8 protein-coding genes are annotated in these 12,347 nt (G+C 69.4%); 6 read left to right on the forward strand and 2 right to left on the reverse strand.

Annotated features, from left to right (window positions below; translation table 11 throughout):
• Positions 1–37 precede the first annotated feature (37 nt).
• The 3 genes from H6726_29305 (at position 38) to H6726_29315 (ending at position 5,960) form a co-directional block, all read left to right on the forward strand.
• Complete coding sequence (locus H6726_29305) at positions 38–3,100, forward strand: hypothetical protein (protein ID MCB9661775.1); 3,063 nt, start codon at positions 38–40, stop codon at positions 3,098–3,100.
• 8 nt (positions 3,101–3,108) lie between these two features.
• Positions 3,109–4,887 (forward strand): outer membrane protein transport protein, encoded by a 1,779-nt coding sequence (locus H6726_29310; protein ID MCB9661776.1) that lies wholly within the window; start codon positions 3,109–3,111, stop codon positions 4,885–4,887.
• A gap of 173 nt (positions 4,888–5,060) precedes the next feature.
• Positions 5,061–5,960 carry a hypothetical protein gene (locus tag H6726_29315; protein MCB9661777.1) on the forward strand — a complete coding sequence of 300 codons (900 nt, stop codon included), beginning with the start codon at positions 5,061–5,063 and terminating at the stop codon, positions 5,958–5,960.
• Between the two features lie 112 nt (positions 5,961–6,072).
• On the opposite strand, the gene H6726_29320 is transcribed toward H6726_29315, so the two are convergent.
• Entirely contained in the window at positions 6,073–6,720 is a 648-nt protein-coding gene (locus H6726_29320; GenBank protein MCB9661778.1) for a metallophosphoesterase family protein, read from the reverse strand.
• 85 nt (positions 6,721–6,805) lie between these two features.
• Between H6726_29320 and H6726_29325 the strand changes: the two genes are divergently transcribed.
• Both H6726_29325 and H6726_29330 read left to right on the forward strand, forming a co-directional pair.
• Positions 6,806–7,285, forward strand: a complete 480-nt coding sequence (locus H6726_29325; GenBank protein MCB9661779.1) for a hypothetical protein — start codon at positions 6,806–6,808, stop codon at positions 7,283–7,285.
• Positions 7,282–8,289 carry a tetratricopeptide repeat protein gene (locus H6726_29330; GenBank protein MCB9661780.1) on the forward strand — a complete coding sequence of 336 codons (1,008 nt, stop codon included), beginning with the start codon at positions 7,282–7,284 and terminating at the stop codon, positions 8,287–8,289. Before H6726_29325 ends, H6726_29330 begins: the two co-directional genes overlap by 4 nt.
• Before the next feature lie 20 nt (positions 8,290–8,309).
• On the opposite strand, the gene H6726_29335 is transcribed toward H6726_29330, so the two are convergent.
• Positions 8,310–9,245 (reverse strand): DUF4388 domain-containing protein, encoded by a 936-nt coding sequence (locus H6726_29335; protein ID MCB9661781.1) that lies wholly within the window; start codon positions 9,243–9,245, stop codon positions 8,310–8,312.
• A 152-nt stretch (positions 9,246–9,397) separates the two neighbouring features.
• On the opposite strand from H6726_29335, the gene H6726_29340 reads away from it, so the two are divergent.
• Entirely contained in the window at positions 9,398–12,301 is a 2,904-nt protein-coding gene (locus H6726_29340) for a PD40 domain-containing protein (GenBank protein ID MCB9661782.1), read from the forward strand.
• The last annotated feature ends 46 nt before the right edge of the window (positions 12,302–12,347 follow it).

Raw genomic sequence — 12,347 nt, forward strand, 5'->3', positions numbered from 1 at the left:
TTACGCTGACCCGCGCCCCCCGCCACCTCAGGTAGTCATGTTGCGGATTCGTTCTTTCGCCCTCTCGGCGCTGGCCTTGGCGTTGGCCACTGCGCTCCTCTCCAGCTGTTCCCCTGCGTCGCCCGACTTCCGCGACCCACGGACAGGCACGCCCAAGAGCCTGGGCGAGCTGGTCTACCAGATCCTCCTGGCCAACTTGCAGGAGTCACCGACCTGCCCCGAGACGTACGTCGCTCAGCTCACGGCCCACCACGAGGACTTCGTCACGACGTTCGACTACTTGGTCGACGGAGAGGTCGTTCAGGAGCTGCCCGAGATCCTGGGTGAGGTCCTGCAGCCCGTCATCGACAGCGGCGACCTGCCGCGCATGACCGACGCCGTCGCCCGCGCGCTGGCCCTGCTCATCAGCGACGAGTTCGACCCCGAGCGGCTGACCATCCAGTCGGCCATGTCGCTGCAGGACACGCGCACCGTGCTCGAGGGGTCGATGGCCATCGAGTTGGTCAGCCGGCTGCTGGCCGACCCCGAGCTGACGGCGCGCATTCACGACCTGGCCGAGTTCGCGGCGCACGACGACGGAATCGACTACACCCTGGACGCGCTGCTCTACATCGCCGAGCGCCGCTTGGCGGACACCAGCGACGACACGAGCATGTGCCAGGGCCTGACGATCGGGCCCCTCGAGGACACGCTGCTGACCCAGCAGGGCTTCACCTTCGGCCCGGGGACGGGCGCCGCCGCGTGGGTTCCGCGCGTGGATGCGCACGGCAACCCGCGGGTGCGCGAGATGGGGGGAGCGTTGCTGGGACCCTTCGTCGATCTGGACCATGACGGCGACGCCGACGTGAACGCGGAGGGCGAGCCCATCGACGCGAGCGGGACCCCGATCGACCTCCCGGCGTTGGCGAACGCTGCCGGCGCCGGACGAGACAGCTACGGGCGCGCCATCGACGCGGACGGTGAGCTCATCTACGAATACTACGACGCCAAGCGCACGGGGCTGGCGGCCGCCGTCCAGATCGCGCGCGGTCTCCTCGAGGCGGACCTGCATCACGACCTGAACGGTGTTGCCGCGGCGGTGCTCGGCGGGCAGGTGCCCTGCAGCGACGGGACGGACACGTGCCGCGCGTACCCGTCCGCCGACAACCCCCTCGCCGACATCGCGTTCATGGTGACGGAGATCGCGAAGCTGGATCGCCCGAAGGCGCTGCTGGACACCCTGTCCGTGCTGGTCACGGACAACCCCGTGCTCGCCGAGGATCTGTTCGTGGCGGTCGGTGACCTCATCCACCGCGTGGACACGCAGACCAGCATCAGCATCACGGACCCTGCCCTGATCGACCTCGGCATGGAGCTCGTGCCGCTGATCGAGGACGTGCTGGACTCCAGCAACACCAGCGGGCAGAGCACCGCGCGTGTGCTGCTCGACGTGCTGGTGGAGGTGCGCGCCGAGCAGCCCGACTTCCTCGAGCGGGTGGCGTGGATGATCGACTACATCGACCTCGACAAGTCCAACACCTGCAGCGCACAGGACCCCAACCTCGCGACGAGCCGGCGCGTGGACTACGACCAGCCGCGGTGGACCGGGGCCGTCAACACGGGCACGGACAACCGCAGCATCCTCGAGCAGGTGGTGGAGCTGTTGTACACAGCCGACTGCGGCAACCTCTTCGGGGGCACCGTGGCGTACCAGATCCTCGACCTCTTGGTGGCCCAGGATCCGAGCACGGTCTGCCAGGTCATCAATGTGCTCGGTGTGATTGATGGCGTGTTCGCGAACTCGTGCGAGTTCCAGTGGTGGAACCCGCTCTCCTGGATCCAGTGCGTGGCCAACGCCGTCGCGAACGGCGCGCTCAACGCCATCGGCTGCTCCAACGGGCAGGCCGTGCTGAACGAGCTGGAGTCGCTCCAGGGGCTGGCCGAGAGCGGCTCCCTCGACGCGCTCATCCCGCTGGCCAAGCTCTTCGACGATCGCGGGCAGCTGCGCCTGTTGGTGAACCTCCTCAAATTCCTGCACGAGGAGACGCTGCTGGACGAGGACAACGACCCGAACACAGAGAGCGTCATCCGGCAGCTCCTCCCGGTCATCAGTGAGTTCATCCACAGCGGCGGCGCGGACAAGCTGCTGGACACGCTGGAGCTGATGGTGACCGTGCCCGCCAGCGACAACCCCAGCCAGACCATGGCCGACGTCGTGGTCGACACCCTCGAGCGGGTCACCGAGACACGCGTGGTCCAGACCCGCAGCGGCGGCCGTCCCAGCACCTCCATGCTGCGCGAGACGATGCTCCCGCTGCGCGTGATGGTGAACCGCATCAACCAGCGCGGCGCCAAGCCCGAGCTGGACCACATGCTCGACTACGTCCTGAGCGGCATCACGACGACGCGCATGGAGGGGCCGCGACGTCGCCTGAACAACCCGAACCTCCTGCCGCTCATGCAGGTGGGGCTCGAGGTGGTGCGCGACGCGGCCGACCTGCCACACGCCCAGTACCTCTGCTACGTCGGCGAAGCGCAGAGCAGCGCGGTGAACCTTCTGCTCGACCGCGACTTCGCGACCGTCGTCCGGTTGGCCAGCTCGCTCGAGTCCACCGAGGAGGGTCCGCGGCTCGAAGCGTGGGTCACCGAGCTGCTCACGCCGAGCCTCTCGTCGCCCGACACGGAGGCATACGGACCGCTGATGCAGATCCTCGCCGCAGCGCTGAGCAGCGAGCTGCCGGACAGTGACCTCAGCGCCCTGTTCCGGTACGTGGGCACGGTCAGCGGGCAGCTGCGCAACGACGGGCGCGACTTCGTCGGGACGCTGGACGAGCTGCTCGCGGGGGACCGGGACGGGGTCATCCTGCGCATCGTGAGGGACGCCATCTCCGAGGGGCCGCTGCCCAGCCGCGAGCTGCCAATCTGCACCATGGCGGATGTGTTCAGCGACGTCGCGACGGTGACCGACGAGCCCATGTGCATGGCCGGTGGCGAGGTGGAGTTCACCGCGACCGACGTCGAGTCCGTCCTCGAGGGCGTGGTCGGCTTCATGGACGACGACACGGGTGGTCTGGGCGCGGTATACCGCTTGGTGGGTGAGCTCTCCTCCGTGCAGAACTGAGCGGATTCATGACGAATGACAACACACGCGCGGCCGCGATCGCGCTGAGCGTGGCGTGCGCGCTGGGGGTGTCCTCGGCCTCGGTCCCGCGGGCCCGCGCCAACGCCCCCGAAGACGTGCAGGGTGTGGGCGCCCGGATCAACGGCATGGGGGGCGCGGGCACCGCCGCGGCGGTGGACTTCTCCGCCACGTACTACAACCCCGCCAACCTCTCCCGTTGTTCGAACAGCCAGGTGGGTGTGGACATCCGGCACACCTTCTACAACTTGGACGTGGAGGACGACGGCCCTGCCCTGGCCGGCGATCCCGACGGCGATCCCACGACCGACGCGGACTACCCCACCCCCAAGCCGCTACGCAACCAGACGCGCGCGACCATGGGCTTCTGCAACCACCTGCCGTTCGGACTCTCGTTCGGGATGGTGTTCGGCATCGGTCTGCAGAACCCGATGACCCTGGACCAGAGCACGCTCAACCAGCGCCCCCACTGGCTGCTGTATGGTGAGCAACTCGAAGCCCTGAGCATCGCGCTGGCGATCGGCTACAGGCCCATCCCCCAGCTCAGCTTCGGGCTCGGGGCCAGCATCCTCATCCACTCGGCGTTGAGCATCAACACCGACATCGCCGTGCTCTCGGACGAACCCTCGGAGGTCATCTTCCAGTGGGACCTGCAGCCGGCGGCGGCGCTCTACGTGGGCGTCGACGTCAACCCCGTCGACTGGCTGCACCTGGGCATCGCGTACCGCGGGGCGCTCTACCACGACCTGCAGACTCCGGTGAACGTCGACGCGAGCGCGCTCGGGCTGGCCATCCCCATCCAGCTGTTCGTACAGTCCGCCGCCTGGTACACCCCGCGCCAAGTCGCCGTCGGCGCCAGCGTCGACCCGCTGGACATGCTGACGGTGGCCCTGGACCTGACCTGGTACAACTACGCGGCGCACCCAGGGCCCTTCTTGGTGGCCACTCCGGACAACGACTTGACGGCGGCCGCAGTGGGCTTCCCCACCCGCGAAGACTACGGCCAGCGCAACGTCGTCGTGACACGCCTGGGCGCCGAGCTGCGGGTGCTCGATGACGCGCTCGCCATTCGCGCGGGCTACGGGTTCCGTCCCTCGTCGCTTGCGCGCCCGGGCACGAGCGCTGGGTGCCTCGAGCGCACGGGCACGAGCGACCCCTGCCGCGCCAACGTGCTGGACGCAAACACACACAGCATCGCGTTCGGCGCGGGATACCGCTTCGGGGACAGTCCTGACACCGTCGCGCATCCACTCGAGGACGCGTCCGACGTGCCCCCGGACGAGTCCGCGGAAGAGAGCGATGTCGGGAGCCCGGAAAGCGACCGGGCCTCGGCGGGGGCGGGTGGAGCCCAGGGAGCGACGCCGACCAGCGCGGCCGGTCGCGGAGGGCAACCAGCCTGGGCGACGCGTGGTGGCGCGGATACTGGACCGAGCACGAGCGCTGCGGCGCCCCCTGGCACGCCAGCGGCGCCTTCGGCTCCTCCTGGAACCGCAGCGCAGGGAGCCAGCGCACAGCCTGGGAGCGGGGCTCCGGCGGACAGCGGTGGTCGCGTCGCGCTCGACGCCGAGAACGAGCGCACGTACGACCCGCACCGCTCGGTGGGCGCCAACGCGTCAATCGACTTCTTCTTCCGCGCCAACATGATGCGGCACCGGCGCGTGACGCGCAGCGCCGAGGACGTCGCGAACGGCATCGACTATCTGCAGAGCTTCCGCTACGGCGGGGCCGTGCTGGACATCGGCATCACGCTCACGCTCGGCTGGTACTGAGCGTCTTCCTCGGCCGAAGGGCCAGGTGCGCCGTCGTCTGCGAACGGGGCAGCGGCGCGCCGGTGGCCCCGTCAGGCTGTGCAGCCTCTGCCCGCCACCGATTTACATGCAGACTGTCGCGCTCCTGGACGACGCGTGTGGACAGCAGCTCGGCGGTTCAGGTCGGTGTCCCCTTGTGCTGTACCAAAAATGAACAGTACCCTCGGGGTGATGAACGCCTCGACACCACGGTCTTCGAAGAGGTGGCGGGGCAGGACACGCCCACCATCCTGGGTGAGACGGTGCAGTTCCTGGCGGAGCGCTACGGCGTGATCGCGGCGTGTGCGCCCGTGCCGGTCATCGACATCAACAACTCGGACTTCATCACGGGCAACTTCGTGCTGGCCGACGGGGCGTTCGCGCTCTACACCGCCGACGACCTCGCGGGCGGCCCCTGCCCCCAGACGAACCTCGACCCGCGACAGCCCTCGTTCTACCTCGAGACCATCGAGCAGTCGGGCGACTTCGAGGTGTCGCTCAGCGCGCGCGGCATCCCGCTCCCCATCCACAGCGATGTGACCCTCGTGCAGGTGCTGATCCTCCCGGCCAAGAGCGGCCTCGTGCTCGGCGGCACCTACGCCGCGGACCACGGCCCCTACGAGCTGATCCCCCTCGACCCGTCCGACCTGACCGTGCCCTACGACGACCTGTTGTACGGCACGATGGTCGTGGACTGGCGCGCGCGTCGCACCCTCATCCACTTCGAGTCGCTCGAGCCCAACACCACCACGCCCGCGGGCGGCAAGCGTCAGACCATGCTGCTCGAGAGCCCGCTGTTCGGCACCGGCGTGTACGAAGCGACCTACCGTGCGATGGCGCGCTCCTGGGCCGAAGACCCCGAGCTGACGGGCAACCCCGTCATCGGCGTGCCCCGCAACCCCATCCTCACGCCCCGCCGCGTGGACTTCCGCTACCACGGCGCCGCGCGCTTCCCGTACGTGCCCGAGACCGGCGTGCACGCGCCGTGTGAGAGCGACTTCAGCGACCCTGCGCACCTCGAGATCTGCCCGAGCAGCGCGCCCACCGCTCCCTGACCATCGAGCATCCGCTCGCTCACCCGTGTGAGCGCGACGTGAACCGCACGAGAGCCCGCCGTCGATGGCGGGCTCTCTGCGTCTCGGCGTGGTGTCGCCCTTGGCCCGTCGGTCAGAGCGTGACGAAGTCCTGGAGGATCTCCGTGCCGTCCATGCGCGGGTGCACGATGGTGAAGTGCGCCACGCCGCCCCCTGGCGCCTGCCCGACGGAGCCTACGTTGATGACATGCGCGCCTGTCAGCGCCCGCTGGAACGGGACATGGGTCGACCCGACGACGAACAGGTCCGCAGGGTCGCTGTCCAACAGCGTGATCAGCTCCTCGTCGTCGAGGTCGTGGCTCAGCTCCGCGCCCGTGCCCAGAGGCGACTCGTGGGTCATCAGGATCTCGCGGCCGTCGATCATCGGGATGCGCAGACGCTCCGGCAGCCGCCGCAGGGACTGGAGCACAAGCTCTCCGAGGTCGCGGCGGGTGCGCGCGAAGCGCTCGGCGCTCCTGCGTTCGGCGTCGTCGCTTGGCTCGAGCGAGCTCGGGTCGATCATGCACAGCGCGGTGTCACTGGCTCCCCGCGTACAGCGAGCGCCCACCGCCTGCAGCCGGCGCCACACCTCGAGCGGCTCGTCGCCCCCCAAGAGCAGGTCGCCAGCGACGTAGATGTCGCTCACGTCGCGCCGGGCGAGCTCTTGCAGCACGGCCTCGAGGGGCGCGAGCGCACCGTGGACATCGGAGAGGAAGGCCATCGACTTGGCAGCAGGCAGCATGCTGGTGCGTATAGCAGCCCGGCACGCCCAAGGAGCGCTTGTCACGATCTTGGTAGGCCGATGTAGGCAAAGGTACGCTTCGTCGATGCTCAGCCCAGCGCGTGTCCCCCCGCCCCGCCCTCAGCTCGCCCGCGCCACGCGCGCTCGCCTCGTACGGCACGCCGAGCCTCGCTGCACGCTCACGCGCGAAGCCGAAGAAGCCATCTTCGCGTGCGGAGAGCTCTTGTCGGAGGGCTCCCAAGCGCTCCGACCGGGCGCCGACGGTTGCGCGCGCTACTTCGGGACGTCGATGTTCAGCGTGGACCTGGGCCGCGTTGCGCGGCTGCTCGGCGCGCGCAGCACGCCGACCGAGTTGGCGGCGCTGCGAGACGCCATCGATGGGTCGATGCGGGTGCGCCTGCGGCTGATGCGCTGGGCGCGGGCCGAGGCCGCTCGTCGGGTCCCGAGTCACATGCTTGGCACGGCCACGGTCGAGACCCGGATGCGCCTGACCGAGAACGAGCTACACATCGACATCGATCTCGAAGTCCCCCTTGAAGTATTGTCGGAGCGGAGCATCCCTTGAGCGAAGAGCGCGACAACGTCATCCACGTCGCTTTCAGCCGCGATGGCGTGGGCACGCGCATCGCCGCGCCCGCGCCCCTGGCTCAAGGCACCGACGACGCGCCGAAGCCGCAGCGCCGCGCGGACGACCCGCTGGCGGACCTGTACGGAACCGCCGACGTCGCCAAGCTGTTCGACCTGAAGGAGAGCCGCCTGCGCAGCTGGGCGCGCTCCGGCTTCATCACGCCGTCGGCCACGCTCGGGAAGCGGCAGCTCTACACCTTCCAGGACCTCGTCAGCGTGCGCGCCGCCAAGGCGCTGCTCGAGCGCGGTGTCCCGCTGCAGCGCGTGAAAGACTCGGTGGCGGCCATTCGGCGCACGCTGCCCACCATCAGCCGGCCGCTGGCCGAATTGCGCGTCACCGAGGAAGGCGGCTCCGTGGTCATGCGCGACCGCCGCGGCGCGTTCGAGCCCACGACTGGGCAGCTGGTGATCGACTTCGAGGTCGAGAGCCTGCGCGACGACGTGGTGCGCGTGCTGCGCACGGGGCCTACCGCCGAGGCCCGCCGCACGGCCTACGAGCACTACCTGGAGGGCTGCCGCCTGGACGAAGACGAGGCCACGTTCGAGCGAGCCGAGGCGGCGTACTTGGCCGCGCTCCGCCTGGACGCCTCGCTAGGCAACGCGCACACCAACCTGGGCAACCTCTGCTACCGACGCGGGCGCGTGGAGGAGGCGCGGGGCCACTACCAGAACGCGCTCCGCATCGACGCCGAGCAGCCAGAGGCCCACTACAACCTCGGCTTCCTCGCGCTGGACGCCGGAGACGCCTCCAGCGCAGTGCGTTCGTTCGAGCGCGCCCTCGGGTCGGACCCGTCGTTCGCGGACGCGCACTTCAATCTGGCGATGGCGTACGAAGAGCTGGGCCGCCCTCGGGACGCACGCCCGCATTGGGAGACGTACCTGGCCCTCGAACCCGCTGGAAGCTGGGCGTCCATCGCCGAGCGGTACCTGCTGCCGCGCTGATCCCACCCCGGGGGGGCGCCTCAGATGACCTTGAGGTAGCCCGCCTTGAGCAGCTTCACGATCAGCTCGCTGGTGTGGACGTCACCCGCCAGGCTCTTGTTGAGGACGGTCTCCACGCGCGAGTAGTTGTGCGCGATCTGCAGGATGTCCAGCTCGTCCGGGCTGAGGTCGCGCAGCGGTGGGATGAGCGGGGAGCACATCTCGAGCTGGGCGCTGTGCGGCGGCACCTCCGGGCCGAGGCGCTTGACCTCGTCCAGCTGGCGCATGGCTTCCATGAGCAGCCCCTCGGTGCTCATCTCGATCTCGCCAGGGAAGTCGCGCTCCTCGACACCTTCCATGTCGAAGGTGCCCTCCGCCCACGTGAGGATGCGGTAGAAGCTCTTCTCGGGCGCGACGTCGTAGTTGTCGTTCACGGCCGCGTAGTGCAGGCGCCCCTTGTCGAGGTGCAGCTTGCCCACGTCCGTGTCGGTGCGGACCACCAGGGTGCCGCTCTTCTTGCTGGCCGCGAACAGCTGCAGCAAGTCCGGGAGGGGCACCTCGGCGATGGAGCCGGTCATGGTGCGCACCTGCGACGTGCGCTTGCCCGCTGCCACGTCCTCCAGCGCGGCCTTGGCCTCGCGCATGGTGGCGGCGCCCTCCGTGGCGACCACCTTGATGATGCTGGTGCCGATGAGGACGCGGTCGCCCTCGGAGAGCTTGGAGCGCTTGATGCGCTCACCGTTCACGAAGCTCCCGTTGGTGGAGCCCAGGTCCTGGATGAAGATCTGCCCGTTGGTGACGGTGATCTTGGCGTGACGGCGCGACACCATGTCTTCGACGAGCACCATGTCGAGCTCGCCGGAGCGACCGACCACGACCTCCCCGTTCTCGGGCAGCGGAAACTCGCCACCCTGGTACTTCCCGGAGATGAAGCGGAGCGCAAAGGCACGGGCGGGCCGCGAGGGCGGCGGCGGCATCATGTTCGGGATAGGAGTCTCCACGTGGCGTATCGCTGCGAGTCACAACCCGCAGAGCGCAAGGCTAGAAGGCCAAGGGGCACCCGGTCAAGGACGAGGTGCGCAGAAGCGTCGTTCCCATCGACATTCGCCGGTCATGTTATAGGAGCCCCATGTTCGTGCCGCGCCGCGTCGGCGTTTCGACGCTCTTGCTCGCCCTCTGGCTAGCCGCGCTGCCCAGCACGGGGGCCGCCCAGCTGCGCGATCGAAGTGTGCGCTGGCGCACCGTGAACACCGAGCATTTTGCCGTCCACTATCCCGCCCACCTGGGGCCCGTGGCGCGTCGCGCGGGCTACGCGCTGGAGCGGGCGCACGCGCGTGTGTCCCCGGTGGTGGAGAACGAGATGAGCGGTCGCGTGCAGGTGACGCTCTCGGACGACTCGGAGTCCGCGAACGGCCTGGCCACCGCACTCCCGTACGACGCGATCCGACTGTTCGCGACCGCGCCCGAGGACATGAGCGCCTTGGCCGACTTCGACGACTGGCTCACGACGCTGATCACCCACGAGCACACGCACATCTTGCACCTGAGCAACATCTCGGGGCTGCCCGCCATCATCAACCGCATCTTCGGTCGCCTGCTGGCTCCCAACCAGACGCAGCCTCGCTTCATCGTCGAGGGGCTCGCCACGTACATGGAGTCGCGCGAGACGGCGGGCGGCCGCATGCGCTCGACGCAGTTCGAGATGTACCTGCGCATGGCGTTCCTGGAGGACCGCGTCCTGACCCTGGACCAGCTCGCCAACGACATCGACCAGTGGCCCCGCGGCGCGACGTGGTACCTGTACGGCTCGCGTCTGATGGCGCACATCGCGCAGCACTACGGCGATCACGCCATCGCCGAGATGGCCGACATCTACGGACGCAACCCCGTGCCCTACGGGCTGAGTCGCGCTGCGCGGCGGGCCACGGGTTCCACCTGGCCCGAGCTGTACGCAGCGTTCCAAGAGGAGATGCGCGCCCGCTATCGGGCCGAACAGGAGGCCGTGGAGGCCGCCGGGCGCGTCGAGGGTGAGCGCCTGACCCACCACGGCGAGACCGCGCTCTACCCGCGCTTCGCGCCCGATGGGAGCCTGATTTACATGGCCATGGACGGCCGCAGCGATCCCCAGCTGCGGAGACTGCCCGTAGGCGGTGGCGCCCCCGAGAAGATCACCCGCGTCGCGGGCGCGGCCGCGCCCAGCGCACTGCCGGACGGGAGCATCGTGTACGACTCGGTCGACTTCGACCGTGGCATCTACGCGCGCTTCGACCTGTTCCGCAAGCGCCCCGGACGGCGGCGCCCCGAGCGCCTGACGACGGGCTTGCGCGCTCGTGCCCCCGACGTCTCGCCGGACGGAACCCAGGTGGTGTTCACGGTGAACGATGGCGGCACCTCGCACCTCGAGGTCGCGCAGCTGGACGACGTCGCGGGCACGCGGAGACGCCTGGTGACGAGCGCGCCGTTCGAGCAGGTCTACACGCCGCGCTTCTCGCCGGACGGTCGACACGTCGCCTACTCGGTGTGGCGCGCGGGGGGATATCGCGACGTGCACGTGATCGACGCCGTGACGGGCCGAGTGCGCGAGCTGACCCACGACCGCGCGCTCGATCTCGGCCCGACCTTCACGCCCGACGGGGCACACGTGGTGTTCTCCTCGGACCGCACCGGCATCGCCAACCTCTACGCGATCGCGCTCGACACGGGCGTCACGCGCCAGCTGACCAACGTCGTGAGCGGCGCGTACTGCCCCGTCGTCTCGCCCTCGGGAGACCGCATCGTCTACGTCGGCTACACGAGCTACGGCTTCGACCTGTACGCGCTCCGCCTGGACGGTTCTCCCGAGACGTGGGGGCGCCCTGCCCTGCCGTACCGAGACACGCGCCCGGAGCCCAGCGCGACAGGGGTCCTCGGGGGCCCGAGCCATCGCTATCGCCCGGTGGAGACGCTCTACCCTCGCAGCTATCGTCTCGGCTTCGAGAGCAACACGCTGTTGGGCGGCAGCATGCTGAGCCTCTCGGTCGACGGCGAGGACGCCGTGGGCTGGTTCGTCTGGAGCGCGAGGGTCGACCTCACGCTCCCGGCGGGAGAGGTCGACCTGACCACCAGCGGCCGCTACCAGCGCGGGACGGTCCCGGTCGCGTGGCGCTTCTTCCGTCGACACGCGGCGCGCAACGACTTGGTGGTGGAGGGCGTGCGACAGCCGTGGCGCGAGCGGGCCCTGGGCGGTGACATCTCGCTCTCGCGGAGCTTCCCGCGGTCGTTCCACTCCACCACGCTCTCGGGAGGCTACGCGGTGACACACATCGCGAGCGTGAGCCCCTTCCGCGGCGAGCTGGACCCGAACTTCCCGCCTCCGAGCGTGCCGGAGCGTGGGTTCTTCACGCGAGCCCGGGTGGGCTTCGCGTACTCCGACGCGCGCGCGCAGATCTACGACATGACCACGTCGGTGGGGCGCTCGCTGAACGTGACGATGAGCGCCGCAGACCGCGCCATCGGCAATCCCTACCGGGCGGCGGCGCTCAGCTGGGGCTTCTCACGGTACTGGGAGAACCCTCTCATCCATCACCACATCTTCGCGCTGCGCTACAGCGGTGGGCTCTCGGCCGGCGACCGAGGCAGGCGCGCTCTCTACAGCATCGGCGGGTTCCCCTCCCCCGACTTCCAGGAGCTGCTGTTCGAGCATCCGGTGTTCGGTGGGCAGGCGCTCCGGGGCTACGCGCCCGGGGACCGTCGCGGGCTGCGCTTCCAGCTCGTCCAGCTGGAGTACCGCTTCCCGATCGTGCGCATCCAGCACGGCCTGCAGACCAACCCGTTCTACCTGAACCGTGTGCACGCGCTGGTGTTCGCGGACTACGGCGACGCCTACAGCACGCGCCTCGATCTCTCCACGTTCCGGCTGGGCGTCGGGGCCGAGCTGTTCCTCGACTTCACGGTGGGGTACGTCCTGCCGTTCACGCTCCGCCTGGGATTCGCGTACGGCGCGAACGAAGGTGGGGGCCCGCGCATGTACTTTCACTTGGGCCGCCCGTTCTGACGCGGGGGGCGGCTGCGAGCGCGGTTGCGCCTCTCCCCGCCGGACG

The organism is Sandaracinaceae bacterium (genome assembly GCA_020633055.1).
GTDB lineage: Bacteria > Myxococcota_A > Polyangia > Polyangiales > Houyiibacteriaceae > JADJJE01.